Here is a 21,273-nt window from a genome sequence, read left to right on the forward strand (position 1 = left end):
CCTGCTCAGACCCCGTGCACCAGGGTGGGAATCTCCTGCGTGGCGAACCACAGCAGCTCGTGGTCGTCGGCCCCGTCCACGACGAACTGCGCGTCGTCGTCCCCGCCGTCGGCCGCCTGCAGCGCCTCCGCCGCCGCGGCCACCTCGTCCTCCGCGTCGTCGGCGTCGACATGCACGGCCGCCGCCTTCGCGAGCGCCACCGTGCCGGCCACCGTCACCTCGCCGAGCGCGGCCGGATCGAGCCCGCGGTCCGGGTCCGCCGTGGCGGCGCCGTCGGACACGTCGACGGCGACCACGACCCGGCGCCGTACGGCACCCGGATCGGCCGCCAGCAGCCGCAGCGAAGCCAGCGCGGCGCGGCTGAGTGCCGCGTACTCCAGCTCTTCGATGTCGTCGGAGAGGTACCACTCACGCAACGCGGGCGTGACGGCGTACGCGACGAACGGGCCGGTCCCCAGCTCACCGGTCTTGTGCGCCTCGGCGAGACCGGGGAGGGTCAGGGGGACGTAGACGCGCATGGCTGGCCGCTCTTTCCTGGTCACCGACGGGCCTTCAGGATACGTGCGCCCGTCCCCTTTCGAGTCCCCGCCCACACCCGGGACCGCGTCCACCCGGCGCCCCCGAACTCACCCGGTCCGGCCGCTCAACCACGGGATTTCCCCGTCCCCTCACCACCCGGATAGGTGAACGCAGCCGCCCCCTCGCCACCCGCCCCGCCTTCCTTGCGACGGCCGTCCCCACCCCCGTACAAGATCCCCACCAGCGAGTTACCGCCCGGTATCAACCGGGCCGACCGAACGGGGACCCCGATGAACAAGGTCATGAGCCGCAAGCCCCAGCCCCGCCCGCGACACCGCCCGCCGACCCGCCACGACTCCCGCCGCCCCGGCAGCGCACCGCCCCGCAACCCCGCCCGTGGCAGGGCCCGTACGGCGCCGGAGGCGGCCGTGACGCAGCCACGCCCCACCGACCTCTTCGCCGACCGTCTGCTGGCCGTCCTGAGCGGTCAGCGCCCCGTTCACTGGATGCTCCGGCACACCGCGGGCCGCGCCTACGACGACCTCGCCCGCCTCGCCGAACGCGGCCCCCTGCGCACCCACGGCACCCGCCCGGTCGTGGACGACATCGGCTACTACGTGGCCCGCGCCGGCGCCCTCGAGGTCTTCGCCCGCATCGCCGCCGGCGACCAACGCCGTGCGATGGCCTTCCGCCTCGAACAGGGCCCGGACCTCCGCTGGCGCTGCACGGCGGTGGAACTCGGCATCCCGAGCCGCCCCCACGCCGACGAGGCGTGACGAGCCCCCTGCACAGCCGGGGGCAGCCGCACGACAAGCCAAGGGCCGGGCCCCCGACAGGAGACCCGGCCCTCGTTCAACGGCTGATGCGCCGCGCCTTACTTCTTGCGGCGCCGCCCGCCCTTGGCCTGCCGACGGCGCTCCGCACGCGTCAGCCCGTCCGACTCGGAGCGCACCGGCTCGTCGTCCTCGAGGTCGCGCTCCAGGATGCCGCCCTCACCGTCCACGGTGGGCGCGGAGAAGTGCAGATCCCGCCGCTGCGGAACGTCGAGCCCCTTGGCCCGGATCTCCGGACGCGCACCCGCCTGCGCCGGCACCGTGTCCTGGACGCCCTCCACCACCGGCGGGGCCTCCTCGACCGGGACCTCCTCGACCTGCTGCTCGACCTGGACCTCCAGGTTGAACAGGTAGCCGACGGACTCCTCCTTGATGCCCTCCATCATCGCGGTGAACATGTCGAAGCCCTCGCGCTGGTACTCGATCAGCGGGTCCTTCTGAGCCATCGCGCGCAGGCCGATGCCCTCCTGGAGGTAGTCCATCTCGTAGAGGTGCTCACGCCACTTGCGGTCGAGGACCGACAGCACGACCCGCCGCTCCAGCTCACGCATGATCTCGGAGCCGAGCTGGGCCTCGCGCGACTCGTACTGCTCGCGGATGTCGTCCTTGATGGACTCGGAGATGAACTCGGCGGTCAGACCGGCCCGGTCACCGGCCGCCTCCTCCAGCTCCTCGATGGTGACCTTCACCGGGTAGAGCTGCTTGAAGGCGCCCCACAGCCGGTCCAGGTCCCAGTCCTCGGGGAAGCCCTCGGCGGTCTCCGCGCTGACGTACGCGTCGATCGTGTCGTCCATGAAGTGCTGCACCTGCTCGTGCAGGTCCTCGCCCTCCAGGACACGACGGCGCTCGCCGTAGATGACCTCGCGCTGCCGGTTGAGCACCTCGTCGTACTTCAGGACGTTCTTACGCGTCTCGAAGTTCTGCTGCTCGACCTGCGACTGCGCGGACGCGATCGCGCGCGTGACCATCTTGTTCTCGATCGGCACGTCGTCCGGCACGTTCGCCATCGCCATCACGCGCTCGACCATCTGGGCCTTGAACAGGCGCATCAGGTCGTCGCCCAGCGACAGGTAGAAGCGGGACTCGCCCGGGTCTCCCTGACGGCCGGAACGACCGCGCAGCTGGTTGTCGATACGCCGCGACTCGTGCCGCTCGGTACCGAGGACGTAGAGGCCGCCGAGCTCCTCGACCTCTTCCTTCTCGGCCTTGACCGCCTGCTCGGCCTTCTCCAGGGCGGCGGGCAGGGCGTGCGCCCACTCCTCGATGTGCTCCTCGGGGTCGAGGCCGCGCTGGCGCAGCTCCGCCTCGGCGAGGTCCTCGGGGTTGCCGCCGAGCTTGATGTCCGTACCACGGCCGGCCATGTTGGTGGCCACCGTCACGGCGCCCCTGCGGCCGGCCTGGGCGACGATCGAGGCCTCGCGCTCGTGGTGCTTGGCGTTCAGCACCTCGTGCTGGATGCCGCGCTTGCTGAGCTGCTGGGAGAGGTACTCCGACTTCTCGACGGACGTCGTGCCGACGAGGATCGGCTGGCCCTTCTCGTGCTTCTCGGCGATGTCGTCGACGACCGCCTCGAACTTGGCCACCTCGGTCCGGTAGATCAGATCCGACTGGTCCTTGCGGATCATCGGCTTGTTCGTCGGGATCGGGACCACGCCGAGCTTGTAGATCTGGTGGAACTCGGCGGCCTCGGTCATGGCCGTACCGGTCATGCCGGAGAGCTTGCCGTAGAGGCGGAAGAAGTTCTGCAGGGTGATCGTGGCGAGCGTCTGGTTCTCGTCCTTGATGTCCACCCCTTCCTTCGCCTCGATCGCCTGGTGCATGCCCTCGTTGTAGCGGCGGCCGGCGAGGATACGGCCGGTGTGCTCGTCGACGATCATGACCTCGCCGTCGATGACGACGTAGTCCTTGTCCTTCTTGAAGAGTTCCTTGGCCTTGATGGCGTTGTTCAGGTACCCCACGAGCGGGGTGTTCACCGACTCGTAGAGGTTGTCGATGCCCAGCCAGTCCTCGACCTTGGAGACGCCGCTCTCGTGGATGGCGACCGTGCGCTTCTTCTCGTCGACGTCGTAGTCGCCGGTCTCCTCCAGGCCCTTGAGCGGGTTGCCCGCCTCGCCCTTCTTCAGGCGCGTGACGAGCTTGGCGAAGTCGCCGTACCACTTGGTGGCCTGGTCGGCCGGGCCGGAGATGATCAGCGGCGTACGGGCCTCGTCGACCAGGATGGAGTCGACCTCGTCGACGATCGCGAAGTTGTGGCCGCGCTGGACGAGCTCGTCCTGGGACCACGCCATGTTGTCGCGGAGGTAGTCGAAGCCGAACTCGTTGTTCGTGCCGTACGTGATGTCGCACTCGTACTGCTCGCGGCGCTGGGCCGGCGTCATGTTGGCGAGGATGCAGCCGACGGTCAGACCGAGGAACCGGTGGACGCGGCCCATCATCTCGGAGTCGCGCTCGGCCAGGTAGTCGTTGACCGTGATCAGGTGGACGCCGTCGCCGGAGAGGGCGTTCAGATACGCGGGCAGCGTGCCGACGAGGGTCTTGCCCTCACCGGTCTTCATCTCGGCCACGTAGCCGAGGTGGAGGGCGGCGCCACCCATCAGCTGCACGTCGTAGTGCCGCTGGCCGAGGACGCGCTTGGCGGCCTCGCGGACGGTGGCGAACGCCTCGGGGAGCAGGTCGTCCAGGCTCTCACCATCGGCGTAGCGCTGCTTGTACTCCTCGGTGAGAGCACGCAGCTCGGCGTCGGAGAGGTCGACGAAGTCCTCTTCGATGGAGTTGACCTGGTCCGCGATGCGGTGCAGCTTGCGCAGGATCTTGCCTTCGCCTGCACGCATGATCTTCGAGAGGACGGACACGGGGGCTGGTCTCCTTGCCGGTCGGGCCTGGGACGGTCGGTTTTCCTTTGACGTACTGAGCAACGGCCATCGTATGCGAGGACCCGGCCACGCCGGGAGGCCTGGCGGCCCGACGGCTGCTTCACCCTGGACAACGGGCGGGCACTGCGGATAGTGCCGCTCCGCGACAAGGAATTGCGCGAAGTGTGATCACCCGCTCACACACGGCGAAAAGCACTGGCGTGGCGCGTGCCGCCCGCGCAGAATCGGCCGATGGAACCCGTCATTCTCCCCACCGACCGTCTCGTGCTGCGCACCGTCGGACCTGACGACACCGAGGCGGTGTACGCGGCCGCCCAGGACCCCGATCTGCAGCGCTGGATCTCCCAGTTCCCGTCGCCCTACCTGCGCGAGCACGCGGAGAGCTTCACCGGGCAGATGGTGCCCGACGGCTGGGCGAACGACTCGATGTACACGTTCGGCGTGTTCCTTCCCGACGGGGAACTGGCGGGGATGCTCGGGATCACCATGCGCGCCCTGGGGGTCGGCGAGGTCGGATTCTGGGCCGTGAAGGAGCACCGTGGCCGCGGCTACATCACCGAGGCCACCCTCGCCGCCGCCCGCTGGGCCTTCCTCGCCCTGTCCGTCGACCGCCTGGAATGGCGTGCGGAGGTCGGGAACGGTCCCTCTCGCGCAGTGGCGGAGCGCGCCGGTTTCACCATGGAGGGCACCCTGCGCTCGGCCATCAACAACAAGGGGGTGCGCCGGGACTGCTGGCTCGGCTCCCTGCTCCCGTCGGACCTGAGCCTGCCGTCCACGGCACCGTACCTGCCCGCCCGGATCTGACCCCAGGCGGACGAAACCGCAGGTCGCCCCGCACTGTCAGTGCCACCCCCTATCGTCCGAGGCATGACGACCCTGCCGCGCCCCACCACCACCCTCACCGCGGACGACGCCCGCCGGATCGCCCTTCGGGCCCAGGGCTTCCTCGGTGCGCCCGACCGGCGGGCCGGTGTCCGGGGGGTGCTCCGCCATCTCGGCGCGGTCCAGCTCGACACGATCTCGGTCCTCGCCCGCTCCCACGAGCTGATCCCGTACGCCCGGCTCGGCGCGGTCGGCCGCGCGACCGTCGAGTCGGCGTACTGGAAGCCCGCATCCACGGGCGGGGCTCCGGCACGACCGCATGCCTTCGAGTACTGGTCGCACGCGGCGTGCATCCTTCCGGTCGAGGAGTGGCCGCACTTCGCCTTCCGCCGCCGCGCCTACCGCGGCCGCCCGCACTGGAACCACCAGCTGCCCGACGGCGCCTACGACCAGGTGATCAAGCAGTTGCGCACGGAAGGCCCGCTGACGGCCACCGAGTTGGGCGGTGCGAAGAAGACCAGCGACTGGTGGGACTGGTCGGGCACCAAGGTCGCCGTCGAGCGGGCGCTGATGTACGGCGAGGTGGTGTGCGTCGAGCGCCGCGGCTGGAAGCGGGTGTACGACCTCGCCGAGCGCGCGATCCCGGGCGCGCTGCTGCACGACGAGTTGGACGACGCCGAGTGCACGCGCCGCCTGGTCCGGCTGGCCGGCGAGTCCCTGGGCGTCGGCACGCGCGCCGACATCGCGGACTACCACCGTCTCAAGGGCGAGCAGGTCGACGCGGTGATCGCCGACTCGGGTCTGGTGCCGGTCGAGGTGGAGGGCTGGGGCAAGCCTGCCTGGGCGGACCCGGTGGCCCTCGCCACACCGCCGCGCGGCCGTCACCGCACCACGCTGCTGTCCCCGTTCGACTCGCTGATCTGGGAGCGGGCGCGGACGGAGCGGATCTTCGGCTTCACCCACCGCCTGGAGGCCTACGTCCCCAAGCCGAAGCGGGTCTACGGCTACTTCGCGATGCCGGTGCTGGCGGGCGGTCTGCTGGTCGGGCGCGTCGACCCGGCCCGCGAGGGCAGCACCCTGGTGGCCAGGCAGGTCACCCTGGACGGCCCGAAGGCGGTCCCGGCGGTGGCGCAGGCTCTCGTCGAGGCCGCGACCTGGGTGAACTGCACGGACGTCCGGGTGGAGCGGGTGGACGCACCCGAGCTCCGCGAGCCCCTCACCAGGGAACTCGCCGGCCTTCTCGGCTAGCGGATCTCGAGGATCTTCTCCCGCATCGCGTAGACCACCGCTTCCATCCTGGAGTGCAGCTGAAGCTTCTCCAGGATGTTGCGGACGTGGTTCTTCACGGTGTTCTCGGAGATGAACAGCTCCTTGGCGATGTCCCGGTTGTTCATCCCGGTGGCGACGAGCTTGAGGACCTCCAGCTCGCGGTCGGTCAGCCGTGGCGCGGGCACCAGCCGGCGTTCGTCGGTGCGCTGGATCATCGACTTGAACTCGGTCAGGAGCTTGGACGCCATGGACGGGCTGATCTGCGACTGCCCGTCGGCCACGGCACGAATGGCGGTGGCCACCTCGTCCGTGGAGATCTCCTTGAGGAGGTATCCGGTCGCGCCCGCCTTGATCGCGTCGTAGAGGTCGGCCTCCTCGTCGCTGATCGTCAGCATGATGATCTTCGCGCTGGGGGCGACCTCCTTGATGGAGGTGCAGGCCTCGATCCCGCCGCGCTTGGGCATGCGCACGTCCATCAGCACGATGTCGGGCAGCAGGTCCGCGGCCTTGTCGACGGCCTCGGCACCGTCTCCCGCCTCGCCGACGACCTGGATGTCCTCCTCGGCCGCGAGCACGATCTCCAGGCCACGGCGGAAGAGCGCATGGTCGTCCACGACCAGGACTCTGATCGGCTCCCGGCGCGAAGAGTCCGTGTCCGGGCCCCTGCCGATGACATCGTCGCCCGCGTCATCGCCTCGCATCGGCCCGAAGGTGTCCGCCATCGTTCCTCCCCCTGAAGGCTGTGGCCTGTGGTCCTGCGCCATCGCCAACCCAAGGCACCGGCCCACCGGTTGGGCCGGTGCGGTCATGATTTCATGCCCGGACGACGCCGAGGTGACGAGCGGGGCGCGAAGTGGTCGCACACGGGTGCCCCTGGGGGCGCACGCGCGCATCCAGGGGCACCGGCTCAGCTTCGGCCGGGTGGGTCAGCCACCCAGCGTGCCCCCTGCCGCCGGGGGCGCCTCGGCGACCATCGCTTCAGTGCTGAGGTGGATGACGCCGTAGTCGTAGGCGTGCCGCCGATAGACGACACTCGGTTCCTTGGTCTCGGAGTCGACGAACAAGTAGAAGTCGTGGCCGACCAGTTCCATCTCGTAGAGGGCCTGGTCGAGGCTCATCGGGGAGGCGACGTGCGTCTTCTCGCGGACGATCAGGGGGCCTTCACCCTTGACCTCCAGCGAACCGATCTTCCTGGTCGGCACTCCGTCCGACTCGTCCTCGTGGACGGGGACGCCGTTGCCGTTGAGCGTCGCCACGCCCGGGACATGGTCGGGAACCTCCGCCGCCGAGATCCGGCGGGCGCCGCGGCGCGAGAATCGCTTGTCGTGCTGCTTGCGCAGCCGGGCGTCCAGCTTCTCCGCCGCCAGGTCGAGTGCCGCATACGGATCGCTGGCCGCCGCCTCCGCCCGGATCACCGGACCGCGGGACCTGAGCGTGATCTCCACTCGGTCGCACCGGTCGGCCTGACGGGGGTTGGGCTCCTTGGACACCTCGACGTCGAGGCTGATCACCTTGCCATCGAGCTTCTGGATCTTCTCCAGGTTCAGCTTCTCGGCCACGTGCTTGCGGAACCGCTCGGGCACCTCGGTCTTGCGGCCCTTGACGACGATGTCCACGCAGAACTCCGTTCCCGGATCGCTCCGCTCCATCGGCGGAGCATCTCCCTTTTGCACCAGGTTCCGGTGAGCCCCGGAACCTCGGACTCGGTGACTTCACCTCCTCCTCCCCCATGGGCAAGATCTCCACCCCAGCGCTGCAGGTGATTGCGGAAAACCCGCAGCACAGCATTCGGATAAGAGAGGTGTGGCCTGCGCCTTTCCTCACAACCGAACATATCTCGCCCGGACGGATGTCGTCACCCTCTACCGCTGCGTACCTCCGTTCAGGTGAATTGACCCTCTCACTACCTGCAACGATGCAGGCAGATGCTCAGTTCCTGTTTATTTCAAAGGAATCCCTCGGAGCGGCGACCACGGCTGCGTGGAGCGCCTCTCCGACGACGTTCGGCGCCACTATTTCTGGTGCACCATGCACCCAGTTCTCCCTGTCCGGCCGTGCTCCGATCCGTCGTTCCCACCTTCCTTCCCGGGTTCCGGTCCCGTACACAGCGGTTCCCCCATTGCGGCGCGATACAACCGCCTCCCGCAGGGCCCGCGCCGCCTCCGCAAGGCTCGCTCCCGTCGTGATCAGGTCGTCGACGACCACGACACGGCCCTGGGCGAGCAGCCGCTCCCCGCCCGCCGTCACCTCCAGCGCGCCGGCGAGATTCTCCAGGCGCTGCCGGGCGTCGAGCTCCGCCTGGTCCGCCACCGCCCGCCGCTGCCGCAGCACGGCGGCCACCCGGGCCGGTGTCCCGGTGCGCCGCAGCTCACCGGCCGCCGCGAGCGCCATCCGCCGCACCGGATCGTGCCCACGAGCCCGCACGGCCCACCGGGCGGAGGGCACGGGGACGAGCAGCAGGCTCCCGGACCCCTGCCGTCGCGTGGGCACGCCACCGGGCCCAGCCGGCCCGAGACCCGCCCGCACAGCTGCCGCCAGGGCCGCGCCCAGGGCCCCGGCGAGCGCCAGCGCACCGCGCTCCTTGTGGGCGAGGAGGAGAGCCCGTACCTCTCCCGCGTAAGGGGCCGCCGCGTGCACCACCGGTAGCCCGGGCGGCTCCGGCATCGGCCGCACCCTGCGCGGCGCGGCTCCGCCCAGTGCGGTGCGGCACCGCGGGCACAGCTCCGTACGAGGTGCCCCGCAGCCCGCGCAGTCGGCCGGCAGCACCAGGTCGGTGAGGTCCCGCCACCACCCCCGCATGTCCACCACTGTGCCAACGCCCGGGACGACCGGCCACCCCTGTGGAAAACGACCTGTGGACAGCCCGGGAAAACGCCCACCGACCATCACCCACACGGGTGACGGCCATATGGGCAGGCGTGCGGAACGAGCGTCTGTGCAGGCCGGGCGCCCACGCGAGGCGGGCGTCCCGGTGGGACAGGGTTCTCAGCCCGGATAGACCGGCGCGGTCCCGTCCTTGTCCACCTTCTGCCACTGGGCCCCGGACGGCAGCCGTACGATCCCGTCCTCCGAGTAGGCCACCAGCGGCACCCGTTCGTCCTCGGACGCGGCGATCGCCTTCACACCCGACAGGGCCGCGGGCGCCGGACCGTCCAGGGTGGAGCCGTCGACCTGGACGTACCGCATCTGGTGCACGCCCCCCTGCTCCAGGCCGACCACGACCAGTCGGCTGTCCCCGGCCCAGGACATGGCCGTGACCTGCTCCAGATCGGGGGCCGCGGAGCGCAGTTCGAGGACCGCGGGACGGGCCCCCGACCTGTCGTCGCGCTCGATCCGGCCGATGAGCAGGGACTGCTGCTTGTCGTCCTTCTCCACGACCAGCGCGACCCGCACCCCGTCGGCGGCCACCCGCACGTCACGGATGCGTCCGGGCAGATCCGGGATGCTGACCTCCACCGGCTTGCCGACGCCCTGCTCGAGGACGTACAGCTTCGGATGGCGCGGGTCGCGGTCGGCCACCCACAGATCGCCGCGCGCGTCCCAACTCGGCGTGGTCAGGCGGTCGGTCGGGGTCGCCCCCTGACTGCCGACCACCGCTTCCCCGAGCGAACCGCCCGATGCCAGCGAGGTCACGTACAGCGCCTTCCCGTCGGCGCCGATCCCGGCCACGGTGCGCTCGTCCCGCGAGACGGCCACCGACTGCAGCTCCTTCTCGGCCTCTCCCAGCGGGCCGGGCACCGGGACGGCGCCGGTCCCCGCACTCCCGGTGGGCAGCCGCACCAGGTGGTGCTTGCCGTCGAGGAAGTACAGGTACTCGGGGCGCTGGGCCGAGGCGTGCCAGGCGGCGGACTCGGCACGCTCCTCGGTGAGGTCGCACAGCCGGTGTCCGCCGGGGCCCTGCAGCTCGACCGACTCCAGCGTCGGCGTCAGGCTCCGCAACGTGAACAGCAACTGGGTCGCCATCTCCCTGCACTTGGCGGACCCGGCCCGGGAGGCCTTGGAGTTCAGCGGCACCGTCAGTCTGTTCTGGTCGTCCGGCGTCAGCCCCGACGCGCCCTTCTGCAGGGCCGTACCGGTCGGGAAGCTGGACCTGACCACCGGCTCCAGCCATCTGGTCGGCCCGCTCAGCACCGACCGCACCATCTGGGTCATCGGGTCCACCGTGCTGCGGACGAACACCGGATCGGCGACCGCCACCGGCTGCCCGGTCGCCCCGACCGTTGTGGTGGAGGCGAAGTAGTACTTGTTGACGGACGTGTAGTTGCGCTGGAAGTCCGACTTGCCCATGACGACGCCCTGGGGCAGCGTGTCGATGCGCCACTGGCCGCTCTTGCCGTCCTTGGTGAGGTGCACCTTCTTGCTGTAGGACCCGGCGGCGGGCCGGTACGCCTGCTCCCCGTCGACCTTGGCGACCATGCTGCCCGTCAGGACGTAGGTGAGGCTGCTGGTGTCGACCGCCTCCCGGCCGCCGCCGGACGGCTGGGCGGGAACGGCACTCGGCCCGTTCGCGAGGACGGTGGCCGACTGCTCCGGCCGCCAGGTGCGCGCGGCATCGGCCGTCAGATACTTGCGGGCGGTGTCGTACTGCGGATCGTCGCTGGTCAGGGCCTCCAGGAAGCCCTGCATGATCTCGCCGGGCTCGGCGTCCTCGGCGGGCGGCATGGCGAACACGCGGACCCCGGTGTCCTGCCGGGGCGTGGACTCGACGTCCCGCAGATCCCCGCTGTCGGGCATCGAGGCGCACCCGGCCAGCAGAACGGCCCCACAGGCCGCGTAGGCCACCGCGCGTCCCGGCTTACGCCGGACGCCCCCCTCGCGGTCAGCGCCCACGAAATGCCTCCCCTGGCTCGGTCGAGTCCTTGGGCCCGGCCGGATCCGGACGGCCCGCGTGTGTGTCGGATGGGGGACCGGCCGCGATCCTGTCGTCGGGGCGCCGTGCGCCCCCGGCGGGCCGGGGAACCACACGCGCGCCGTTGCCGGGCAGCGCGGTCGGGGTGACGGAGGCCATCCGCGGGGCGATCGGTGCGCGCGCGGGCAGTGGCGGCGCCTGGCCGCCGCCCGGCTGCACCGGAACGGTCGCCCGCTTCTCCTCGCCCCCATGGGGCAGGCCGGCGTCGTCGAGCCCGCGGTTGCGCCGCGAGTCCTTGGGTTCCAGCGGTATCGGAGAGCCGCGCAGCGGTTCGTCCGCGGTCCGCGGCAGCGTCAGCCGGAACTGCGAGCCGCCGCCCGGTTCGCCCCAGGCCTGCAGCCAGCCGCCGTGCAGTCGGGCGTCCTCCAGGGCGATCGACAGCCCGAGGCCCGTGCCGCCGGTGGTACGCGCGCGTGCCGGGTCGGCCCGCCAGAAGCGGCTGAAGACGCGGGTCGCCTCGCCGGGCTTGAGTCCTACGCCGTAGTCGCGCACCGCGATGGCGACCGCGCCGCCCGCGGAGGCCAGCTTGACGACGACGTCCTTGCCCTCGCCGTGCTCGACGGCGTTGACGACGAGGTTGCGCAGTACGCGCTCCAGCCGCCGGGCGTCGGCCTCGGCGACCACGGGCTGCTGGTCACCGACGACGCGTATGTGGGTGCCCTTGCGCTCGGCGAGCGGCTCGGCGCCGCCGACGACCCGCCGCACGACCTCCCTGAGGTCTATCGGCTCGGCCTCCAGCGCCGCGGCACCGGCGTCGAAGCGACTGATCTCCAGCAGGTCCGCGAGCAGTGACTCGAACCGGTCCAGCTGGTCGGCGAGCAGCTCGGCCGACCGTGCGGTGACCGGATCGAAGTCCTCGCGGGCCTCGTGGATGACGTCGGCGGCCATCCGCACGGTCGTCAGCGGCGTACGCAGCTCGTGCGACACGTCGGAGACGAACCGCCGCTGCATCCGCGACAGGTCCTCCAGCTGCTGGATCTTCAGCTGCAGGTTCTGCGCCATCTTGTTGAACGCCTCGCCCAGCCGGGCGATGTCGTCCTCACCGGTGACCTTCATCCGCTCCTGCAGCCGCCCGGCGGACAGCCGCTCCGCGATCCCGGCCGCCATCCGCACCGGAGTGACGACCTGCCGCACCACCAGCCAGGCGATGGCGCCCAGGAGTACGACGACGAAGAGCCCGGCGGTCGCCAGCGTGCCCTTGACCAGGCTGAGCGACTTCTCCTCCTGTGTGAGCGGGAAGAGGTAGTACAGCTCGTAGGGGTGGCCGTTGGGGTCGTTGACCTGCTTGCCGATGACCAGCGCCGGCTGGGACTCCTTGCCGTTGGAGTAGACGATCCGGGTGTAGCTCTGGGCGGCCGTCGTACTGCTGTTGATCCGGTCGCGCAGGTCGGCGGGCACGCTGGAGGAGGGGTCGACGTATCCGGAGCCGCGCGGGCTGCGCCCGCCGCCACTGTCGTCGCCCACAGGGAGCGTCACCACGTCGAAGGCACCGGCACCACCGCTGGAGAGCGACTCCACGAGATCGCTCATCCACGGGATGACGTTCTGCGACTGCCGTCCGTCGGCCGTCTCGGTGCCGTCACCGCTGCCGGTACCCGTGCCGCCGACTGCCTCGTCGGCCTTCTGCTTGGCCACCGCGAACCCGCCGGTGGCCTGGCTCTGCGAAGCCTTCACCTTCGCGTCCAGCAGGCCGTTGCGCACCTGCCCGATCACGACGAAGCCCAGCAGCAGGACGACACCCAGCGACATCAGCAGTGTCGTGGCGACGACCCGCAGCTGGATGTTGCGCCGCCACAGCCGCATGACGGGCAGCAGCGGACGGCGCACCCAGCGCATGAACAGGCGGACGACCGGGCTGCCCTGGACCCCGCCCTGCAGCAGCCCGCCCTCGAAGAAGCGTCCCCAGCCCGAACCCGCCGCCTTCCGGCCGACAGGCCGCCCCGGACGGGCCCCGGACCGGCCGGGAGCCGAAGCGGTCCTGTCCCCGGACATGTCAGCTCGGTCCGGCCTTGTAACCGACACCACGGACGGTCACCACGATCTCCGGCCGCTCCGGGTCCTTCTCGACCTTGGAGCGCAGCCGCTGGACGTGCACGTTGACGAGCCGCGTGTCAGCGGCGTGGCGATAGCCCCACACCTGCTCGAGCAGCACCTCACGCGTGAACACCTGCCACGGCTTGCGGGCCAGCGCGACCAGCAGGTCGAACTCCAGCGGGGTCAGCGCGATCGACTGCCCGTCCCGCTTCACCGAGTGCCCGGCCACGTCGATGACCAGGTCACCGATGGTGAGCTGCTCCGGCGCCGGCTCCTCCGACCTCCTGAGCCGCGCCCGGATCCGGGCCACCAGCTCCTTCGGCTTGAACGGCTTCACGATGTAGTCGTCGGCGCCCGACTCCAGGCCCACGACGACATCGACGGTGTCGCTCTTGGCCGTGAGCATCACGATCGGCACCCCGGACTCCGCCCTGATCAGGCGGCACACCTCGATACCGTCCCGGCCGGGCAGCATCAGGTCGAGCAGCACCAGGTCGGGCTTGGACTCACGGAAAGCGGCCAGCGCCTTGTCGCCGTCGGCTACGAAAGACGGCTCAAAACCTTCACCACGCAGCACGATGCCGAGCATCTCGGCCAGTGCGGTGTCGTCGTCGACGACAAGGACTCGTCCCTTCATAAACGACATCATCCCATTCTCGTAACAGCGACAGGCGCCCTGGTGAGGGAGGTCACGGCCTCGTGACGATAGTCGTAGGAGGCCGTCACTGTCTGCCCTCGTCCGCCGACATTGATGTCGATGACGGATGTCGGCCACCCGGCGCACCCACCGCCGAGGTCGGTTCCACGGCGATGTACGGCATAAACCACCCCATGGTCCCCGGAAAGGGCGAACCCGGCACGCGGACCGTATGGGGGCGAGGCAGCCCTGATGAGATCACCACAGGTGGAGGGATCGTTGCCGTTGAGCGGCGCGGCATCCTCCCCCTAGTTGATCGTCGCCCCGCGCGACCTGGCACACAGCTGCGCGAGTGCCTCGGCCGTCACAGGAGAGACGGCTCCCTCCTCGGTGACGATCGCCGTCACCAACTCGGGCGGCGTCACGTCGAACGCCGGGTTGTACGCCTGCGTCCCCAGGGGTGCCACCGGAATCCCGCCTCCTGCTCCCGTCACCGCAACCTGGGGCGCGGTGACCTCGGTGACCTCGAAACCGGGGCGCTGCTCGACCTCTATGGACGCCCCGTCCGGCGTCTGCGGGTCGACCGTCGTCACCGGCGCCACGACGATGAACGGCACATGGTGGTAGCGCGCGAGCACCGCGAGCGGATAGCTCCCCACCTTGTTCGCCACCGAGCCGTCGGCCGCGATCCGGTCCGCCCCGATGAGCACCGCGTCCACGTCACCCGCCGCGAACAGCGAACCGGCCGCGTTGTCGGTGAGCAAGGTGTACGCCATGCCGTGGCGGGCCGCCTCGTACGCCGTCAGACGAGCGCCTTGCAGCAGCGGGCGCGTCTCGTCCACCCACAGCCGCCGAAGCTGCCCCGCACGGTGCGCCGCGAGAGCCACCGCGAACGCCGTGCCCTCCCCGCCCGACACCAGCGATCCGCTGTTGCAGTGCGTCAGGATCCGGTGCCCGCCGCCCGGCAGCAGCTCGTCCAGGAGCGCCAGGCCGTGGGCGGCCATCCGGGCGCTGGCCTCGGCGTCCTCCCGGTGCAGCGTCCGCGCGGCGGTCAGCGCCGCCGTCGCCGCCTCGGCGGTGTCGCCGGTGCTCGCGAGCCCCGCGCGATAGGCGGACTCGGCTCGGCGCACCCCCACGGAGAGGTTCACCGCGGTCGGCCGGGCACCTTCGAGCGCCCGCGCGGCCTCCTCAACGTCGAAGCCCCGCGCGGCGGCGAGCGCGACGCCGTACGCCCCCGCGATCCCGAGCAGCGGCGCTCCGCGCACGGCGAGCGAACGGATCGCCTCCACCAGCGCGGGCGCGTCCGTGCACACCAGCTCGACCTCTTCGCCGGGCAGCCTCGTCTGGTCGAGAAGGACCAGCACAGGACCTTCGGGTGGTTCCTCCCATCGGAGCACAGGTATCTCGGTCGGCCGCTTGTCCTCGCCGGTTTGCGCGTACTGATCAGCCATGCGGTCAGTCTGCCCCCTATCCGGCGGACAATTGAAGGCGTCCAGCCCCTACCGCGGCCGGTCACGCGACGACCACCCCATGGCACGATGTCTGCCAACCTGCCGCCGCGACCGCGGACGGGCACCGTAGAGGAGCATCGATGACAGACACTCCGGGCTGGGCCTCGCCCGGATCCGCCCCGTCGCCCGACGGGCGGGAACCCGGCGCGTCCGGCCCCGCCGAGCCCACCGACCGTCCCGGCCCCGCCGAGCCGGCCGCGCAGCCCGGCACAGACCCGCAGGGTCCGGGCCCGAAGTGGTCCAAGGAACAGCCGCCGCCCGGTCAGTGGTCCGCGCCCACGGGCCCGCCGAGCCCCGGTCAGGCCCCGCCACCTCCACCGCCCGGCCCGGGGGGCTGGGGCGGCGGGTACGGCGCCGGACAGCCCGGTGGGCACCAAGGCGGCTCCTACGGCGGTCCTCCCGGCGGCTACGGCACCCCCGGCTACGGAGCCTGGGGCGGCGGCTGGGGCGGTCCCCCGCCCGCCGCCAAGCCCGGCGTGATCCCGCTGCGCCCGCTCGGCGTCGGCGAGATCCTCGACGGTGCCGTCTCCACCATGCGCACCTACTGGCGCACGGTCCTCGGCATCTCGCTCACCGTCTCGGTCCTCACCCAGCTGAGCGTGATCCTCCTGCAGGGCCTCCTGTTGAAGGACAGCGCGACCACCAGCGCCCTCAACGACCGCAGCGCCACGCCGAGCGAGATACTCCAGGCCGTGGGCGCGCTGATGGCCGGCACCGGTCTCGTGGCCGTCATCACCGTTGTCGGCACCATCGTCGCGACCGCCCTGCTCACCACGGTCACCAGCCGCGCCGTCCTCGGCAAGCCGGTCAGCACCGGCGAGGCCTGGCGGGACGCCCGCCCGCAGGTGCCGAAGCTGTTCGGCCTGCTCCTCCTGCTGGGCCTCATCTCCGTCGGTGTGCTGCTCTGCGGCGCACTGCCCGGCATCCTCGTCGCCGTCGCCGGCGGAAACACGGCAGCCAGCATCGCGGTCGTCGTCCTGGGCGTACTCGCCGCCGCCGTCGTCGCGGTGTGGCTGACGGTCCGCTTCTCCCTGGCCTCGCCCGCGCTGATGCTGGAACGGCAGAGCATCGTGAAGTCGATGAGCCGCTCCGCGAAGCTGGTCCGCGGCTCCTGGTGGCGCGTCCTCGGCATCCAGCTGCTCGCCGGGCTCATCGCCAACATCGTCTCGTCGCTCGTCGTGATCCCCTTCACCCTCGTGGCGGCCGCCGTCAGCGGCGACGGGACGGTGGGCCTCTTCTCCCCCGACGCCCCGAGCCCCGGCTGGAGCTTCCTGATCATCAGCGGCATCGGTTCGGTGATCGGCACCATGATCACGCTCCCGATCAACGCGGGCGTCATCGTGCTCCTGTACATCGACCAGCGCATCCGCCGCGAGGCCCTCGACCTCGAACTGGCCCGCGCCGCCGGCGTCCAGGACTACGGCACCGGCACCCCCGGCCCCGTCCCGGGGAGCTGATGCGGTGAGCCTGACGGGGGGAGTTCTCACGGCGGCCCCGGCCCTGCCGGGCGCCGCCGGATCGGCCGTACGAGGCCTGTTGAGCGCGGCACACACCACGGTCCTGGCGGCCGGCGGCTCGGGCGACGAGCCGCCCGTGACCATCCCGCGCGATCCCGCACGGGAGGCGGCACGTCGTGAGCTGTCCAAGCGGATGTACCACGAGAACGACCCCAGCCTGCTCCAGCGCGCCCTGAACGCCTTCTGGGACTGGCTGGACAAGCTGTTCAGCACCGCCGCCGCCGCGACACCCGGCGGCACGCTCGGCCTGCTCGTGGTCGTCCTGTTCGTCGTCGCCGTGCTGGCCGCCCTGTGGTGGCGCCTGGGCACCCCGCGCCGCCAACCGGTCTCCACCGCGGCCCTGTTCGACGAGCGCCCCCGCAGCGCCGCCGAACACCGCGCGGCCGCCGAGGCACACGCCGCCCAGGGCCACTGGAACCAGGCCGTCCAGGAACGCATGCGGGCCATCGTCCGCTCCCTGGAGGAGCGAACCCTGCTCGACGCCCGACCCGGCCGCACCGCGGACGAAGCCGCTGCCGAGGCCGGCCGCACGCTCCCCGCGCACACGGACCGACTGCGCTCCGCCGCCCGTGAGTTCGACGACGTCACATACGGCGGGCGCAGCGCGAGCCGGCAGTCGTACCAGCGGATCGCCGAACTCGACCGCGACCTGGAACGCACCCGGCCGGTCCTCGCCGACAACGCCACCGGCACGGCCCGCAACACCAGCCAGGGGGCCGCCGAATGACCACCGAGGCCACCCTGCCGACCACCTCGGCGTCGCCCACGGCCCGCCAGATCTGGACCCACGGGCGCGGCATCGCCCTCGCCGTCGTCCTGATCCTGATCGCTGCCGTCGCGATGGCCGCCGTCCGCTCCCAGACCCGGCACGGCGAACTCGACCCGCGCTCCGCAGACCCCTACGGCAGCCGCGCCGTCGCCGAACTCCTCGCCGACCGGGGCGTCTCCACGCGCGTGGTCACCTCGCTCGGCGCGGCACGCGCCGCCGCCGGCCCGGACACCACGCTTCTCGTGGCCGTACCCGACCTTCTGACGCCCGGTCAACAGACCAGGCTGCACTCGGCCGTGGCGGACTCCGGTGGCCGCACGGTCCTCGTCGCCGCCGGCGCCGCGTCCGTCGAGCGGCTCGCCCCCGGGGTCACCGCGGACCCCGCCACCAGCCTCGACTCGACGCTCACCCCCGACTGCACGCTGCCCGAAGCCCGACGCGCGGGCAGCGCCGACACCGGCGGCATCCGCTACACCACCACGCACCTCGACGCCGACTCCTGCTACCCCAGCGAACGCCTCGCCACCCTGCTCCGCCTTCCGGCGGCCTCCGGGGACGGCGACACCGTCGTGCTCGGCGCGCCCGACATCTTCTTCAACAAGCGCCTCGGCGAACAGGGCAACGCCTCGCTCGCCCTCCAACTCCTCGGCTCCCGCCCCCATCTGGTCTGGTACCTCCCCTCGCTCTCCGACGCGGCCACCGACACCGGCGAACGGAAGAGCTTCCTCGATCTGCTCCCCTCGGGCTGGCTCTGGGGCACCCTGCAGCTGTTCATCGCCGCTGCCCTCGCCGCCTTCTGGCGGGCACGCCGGTTCGGCCCCCTCGTGCCCGAGAGACTCCCCGTCGCGATCCGCGCCTCCGAAACCGCCGAAGGCCGCGCCCGCCTCTACCGCAAGGCCAACGCCCGCGACCGCGCGGCCGCCGCTCTTCGCTCCACCACCCGCACGCGCCTCGCCCCCCTCGTCGGCGTCCCCGTCGCCCAGGCGCACGCGCCCGAAGCTCTGCTCCCCGCCCTGTCCGCCCACCTCAAGGGCGACGGACAGGCCCTGCACTCAACTCTCTTCGGACCGCCGCCCGGCGACGACGCGGCCCTCATCGCACTCACCGACCAACTCGACGCCCTCGAAAGAGAGGTACGCCGTCCATGATGGACCCGACCACTGACAATGCCGGGAACACCGGGGACTCGGCTGCCGCACGGGCCTCCCTGGAAGCCCTGCGCGCCGAGATCGCCAAAGCCGTGGTCGGCCAGGACCCCGCCGTGACCGGTCTCGTCGTCGCCCTTCTCTGCCGCGGACACGTTCTCCTCGAAGGAGTCCCCGGAGTCGCCAAGACGTTGCTCGTGCGCGCACTCGCGTCCGCACTCGAACTCGACACCAAGCGTGTCCAGTTCACCCCCGACCTGATGCCGAGCGACGTCACCGGCTCCCTCGTCTACGACACCCGCAGCGCCGAGTTCTCCTTCCAGCCAGGCCCGGTCTTCACCAACCTCCTCCTGGCGGACGAGATCAACCGCACCCCGCCGAAGACCCAGTCCTCCCTGCTGGAAGCCATGGAGGAACGCCAAGTCACGGTCGACGGCACCCCCCGCCTGCTGCCCGATCCGTTCCTGGTGGCCGCGACCCAGAACCCGGTCGAGTACGAGGGCACCTACCCCCTCCCCGAGGCCCAACTGGACCGTTTCCTCCTCAAGCTGACGATCCCTCTGCCCTCCCGCCAGGACGAGATCGACGTCGTCACCCGCCACGCCTCGGGCTTCAACCCGCGCGACCTGCACGCCGCCGGTGTCCGCCCGGTCGCCGGTCGGGCCGACCTCGACGCGGCCCGCGCCGCCGTCGCCAAGACCACCGTCTCCCCCGAGATCACGGCCTACGTGGTGGACATCTGCCGTGCCACCCGCGAGTCGCCGTCCCTCACCCTCGGCGTCTCCCCGCGCGGCGCCACCGCACTGCTCGCCACCTCGCGGGCCTGGGCCTGGCTGACCGGCCGCGACTACGTCATCCCCGACGACGTGAAGGCCCTCGCCCTGCCCACCCTGCGCCACCGCGTCCAGCTGCGCCCGGAAGCGGAGATGGAAGGCGTGACCGCCGACTCGGTCATCAACGCCATCCTCGCCCACGTCCCGGTCCCCCGCTGATGGCACTCACCGGACGCGCCGCCCTCCTCGCGGCCCTCGGTTCGATCCCCGTCGGCATCCTGGAACCCGGCTGGACGGGCATCCTCACGGTCAACGGTTCCCTGGCCCTGGCCTGCGCCTGCGACTTCGCCCTCGCGGCACCGGTACGACGGCTCGTCCTGTCCCGCTCCGGCGACACCTCCGCACGTCTCGGCGAAGCCGCCGACGTCACACTCACGATCACGAACCCCACCGGCCGGCTGCTGCGGGCCCGCCTGCGGGACGCATGGCCGCCCAGCAGCTGGCGGCCCGGCACCGAGGTCGAGAGCTCGCGCCACCGCGTCACCGTCCCGGCCGGCGAACGCCGCAGGGTGACGACCCGACTGCGCCCCACCCGGCGCGGCGACCGCCAGGCCGACCGCGTGACGATCCGCTCCTACGGCCCCCTCGGTCTCTTCTCCCGCCAGGGCACCCACAAGGTTCCGTGGACCGTACGGGTCCTGCCCCCCTTCACCAGCCGCAAGCACCTGCCGTCGAAGCTGGCCCGGCTGCGGGAACTAGACGGCCGCACCAGCGTGTTGACGCGCGGTGAGGGCACCGAGTTCGACAGCCTGCGCGAGTACGTCCCCGGCGACGACACCCGCTCGATCGACTGGCGCGCCACCGCCCGCCAGTCCACGGTGGCCGTCCGCACCTGGCGCCCCGAACGCGACCGCCACATCCTGCTGGTCCTCGACACCGGCCGCACCTCGGCCGGCCGCATGGGCGACATCCCCCGACTGGACGCCTCCCTGGACGCGGCCCTGCTTCTCGCGGCGCTGGCCTCCCGCGCCGGCGACCGCGTGGACCTGCTCGCCTACGACCGCCGGATCCGCACCCTGGTCCAGGGCCGCTCCGCAGGCGATGTCCTGCCCTCCCTGGTCAACGCGATGGCAACGCTGGAGCCGGAACTCGTCGAGACCGACGCCCGCGGCCTCACCGCGACCGCTCTGCGTGCCGCTCCTCGACGCTCTCTGATCGTGCTGCTCACGACGCTCGACGCGGCACCGGTGGAGCAGGGTCTGCTGCCCGTACTCCCGCAACTCACCCAGCGCCACACGGTTCTCGTCGCCTCAGTGGCCGATCCGCACATCGCCCAGATGGCTCAGGCCCGTGGGAACGCCGAGGCGGTGTACGAAGCCGCCGCGGCCGCACAGGCGCAGAACGAACGTCAGCGCACGGCGGAACAACTCCGTCGTCATGGGGTGACGGTCGTGGACGCGACGCCTGACGATCTGGCGCCCGCATTGGCTGACGCATATCTCGCTCTGAAGGCGGCAGGCCGGCTCTGATCTGCCTATGCCCGCCCCTTCGGGGGTAATTGACCCGGAACGCAGAAAACCCCCGCATCCGAAGATGCGGGGGTTTTCTCAAAATTTGTTCGGCGGCGTCCTACTCTCCCACAGGGTCCCCCCTGCAGTACCA

17 protein-coding genes are annotated in these 21,273 nt (G+C 71.4%); 8 read left to right on the forward strand and 9 right to left on the reverse strand.

What is annotated here, in order from left to right:
- Positions 1 to 5: 5 nt before the first annotated feature.
- On the reverse strand, positions 6 to 518 hold the full coding sequence (locus FB157_RS23635; RefSeq protein WP_145882602.1) for a DUF6912 family protein: 513 nt from the start codon (positions 516 to 518) through the stop codon (positions 6 to 8).
- Positions 519 to 809: 291 nt separating this feature from the next.
- Here FB157_RS23635 and FB157_RS23640 point away from each other — a divergent pair, with 291 nt between their 5' ends.
- Positions 810 to 1,295, forward strand: coding sequence for an Rv3235 family protein (locus tag FB157_RS23640; RefSeq protein ID WP_145882603.1), 486 nt, complete (start codon positions 810 to 812; stop codon positions 1,293 to 1,295).
- A 98-nt stretch (positions 1,296 to 1,393) separates the two neighbouring features.
- Here the strand turns inward: FB157_RS23640 and secA are convergent, their stop codons facing one another.
- Positions 1,394 to 4,204 carry a preprotein translocase subunit SecA gene (gene secA / locus FB157_RS23645; RefSeq protein WP_145882604.1) on the reverse strand — a complete coding sequence of 937 codons (2,811 nt, stop codon included), beginning with the start codon at positions 4,202 to 4,204 and terminating at the stop codon, positions 1,394 to 1,396.
- 252 nt (positions 4,205 to 4,456) lie between these two features.
- Between secA and FB157_RS23650 the strand changes: the two genes are divergently transcribed.
- Both FB157_RS23650 and FB157_RS23655 read left to right on the forward strand, forming a co-directional pair.
- The gene (locus FB157_RS23650; protein ID WP_145882605.1) at positions 4,457 to 5,029 is read left to right on the forward strand and encodes a GNAT family N-acetyltransferase; all 573 of its coding nucleotides are present in this window, start codon (positions 4,457 to 4,459) and stop codon (positions 5,027 to 5,029) included.
- Between the two features lie 63 nt (positions 5,030 to 5,092).
- Positions 5,093 to 6,295 carry a winged helix-turn-helix domain-containing protein gene (locus tag FB157_RS23655; protein ID WP_145882606.1) on the forward strand — a complete coding sequence of 401 codons (1,203 nt, stop codon included), beginning with the start codon at positions 5,093 to 5,095 and terminating at the stop codon, positions 6,293 to 6,295.
- On the opposite strand, the gene FB157_RS23660 is transcribed toward FB157_RS23655, so the two are convergent.
- From FB157_RS23660 to mtnA, 7 genes are all read right to left on the reverse strand, one after another.
- Positions 6,292 to 7,038 carry a response regulator transcription factor gene (locus FB157_RS23660; protein ID WP_145882607.1) on the reverse strand — a complete coding sequence of 249 codons (747 nt, stop codon included), beginning with the start codon at positions 7,036 to 7,038 and terminating at the stop codon, positions 6,292 to 6,294. The two genes, FB157_RS23655 and FB157_RS23660, sit on opposite strands and share 4 nt — an antisense overlap.
- Before the next feature lie 204 nt (positions 7,039 to 7,242).
- Positions 7,243 to 7,932: a ribosome hibernation-promoting factor, HPF/YfiA family gene (hpf, locus tag FB157_RS23665; protein WP_385166542.1), complete on the reverse strand. Its 690-nt coding sequence runs from the start codon at positions 7,930 to 7,932 to the stop codon at positions 7,243 to 7,245.
- Positions 7,933 to 8,245: 313 nt separating this feature from the next.
- Positions 8,246 to 9,115 carry a ComF family protein gene (locus FB157_RS23675; RefSeq protein WP_145882610.1) on the reverse strand — a complete coding sequence of 290 codons (870 nt, stop codon included), beginning with the start codon at positions 9,113 to 9,115 and terminating at the stop codon, positions 8,246 to 8,248.
- 186 nt (positions 9,116 to 9,301) lie between these two features.
- A complete protein-coding gene (locus tag FB157_RS23680; protein ID WP_186581651.1) occupies positions 9,302 to 11,146 on the reverse strand; it encodes an LpqB family beta-propeller domain-containing protein in 1,845 nt (614 codons plus the stop codon).
- On the reverse strand, positions 11,136 to 13,217 hold the full coding sequence (mtrB, locus tag FB157_RS23685; RefSeq protein ID WP_186581652.1) for an MtrAB system histidine kinase MtrB: 2,082 nt from the start codon (positions 13,215 to 13,217) through the stop codon (positions 11,136 to 11,138). The genes FB157_RS23680 and mtrB overlap by 11 nt, the downstream gene beginning before the upstream one ends.
- A gap of 1 nt (position 13,218) precedes the next feature.
- Positions 13,219 to 13,908: a two-component system response regulator MtrA gene (gene mtrA, locus FB157_RS23690; protein ID WP_187279108.1), complete on the reverse strand. Its 690-nt coding sequence runs from the start codon at positions 13,906 to 13,908 to the stop codon at positions 13,219 to 13,221.
- Between the two features lie 296 nt (positions 13,909 to 14,204).
- The gene (gene mtnA / locus FB157_RS23695; RefSeq protein ID WP_145882611.1) at positions 14,205 to 15,347 is read right to left on the reverse strand and encodes an S-methyl-5-thioribose-1-phosphate isomerase; all 1,143 of its coding nucleotides are present in this window, start codon (positions 15,345 to 15,347) and stop codon (positions 14,205 to 14,207) included.
- Between the two features lie 140 nt (positions 15,348 to 15,487).
- On the opposite strand from mtnA, the gene FB157_RS23700 reads away from it, so the two are divergent.
- From FB157_RS23700 to FB157_RS23720, 5 genes are read left to right on the forward strand one after another with little or no spacing between them, the layout of a single operon-like run.
- A complete protein-coding gene (locus tag FB157_RS23700; protein ID WP_145882612.1) occupies positions 15,488 to 16,864 on the forward strand; it encodes a glycerophosphoryl diester phosphodiesterase membrane domain-containing protein in 1,377 nt (458 codons plus the stop codon).
- Between the two features lie 4 nt (positions 16,865 to 16,868).
- Entirely contained in the window at positions 16,869 to 17,651 is a 783-nt protein-coding gene (locus tag FB157_RS23705) for a DUF4129 domain-containing protein (RefSeq protein WP_145882613.1), read from the forward strand.
- The gene (locus FB157_RS23710; RefSeq protein ID WP_145882614.1) at positions 17,648 to 18,841 is read left to right on the forward strand and encodes a DUF4350 domain-containing protein; all 1,194 of its coding nucleotides are present in this window, start codon (positions 17,648 to 17,650) and stop codon (positions 18,839 to 18,841) included. Before FB157_RS23705 ends, FB157_RS23710 begins: the two co-directional genes overlap by 4 nt.
- Positions 18,841 to 19,830, forward strand: a complete 990-nt coding sequence (locus FB157_RS23715) for a MoxR family ATPase (protein WP_145882639.1) — start codon at positions 18,841 to 18,843, stop codon at positions 19,828 to 19,830. Before FB157_RS23710 ends, FB157_RS23715 begins: the two co-directional genes overlap by 1 nt.
- The gene (locus FB157_RS23720; protein ID WP_145882615.1) at positions 19,830 to 21,140 is read left to right on the forward strand and encodes a DUF58 domain-containing protein; all 1,311 of its coding nucleotides are present in this window, start codon (positions 19,830 to 19,832) and stop codon (positions 21,138 to 21,140) included. Before FB157_RS23715 ends, FB157_RS23720 begins: the two co-directional genes overlap by 1 nt.
- The last annotated feature ends 133 nt before the right edge of the window (positions 21,141 to 21,273 follow it).

Origin of the sequence: Streptomyces sp. BK340 (genome assembly GCF_007827595.1) — a bacterium.
Lineage (GTDB): Bacteria > Actinomycetota > Actinomycetes > Streptomycetales > Streptomycetaceae > Streptomyces.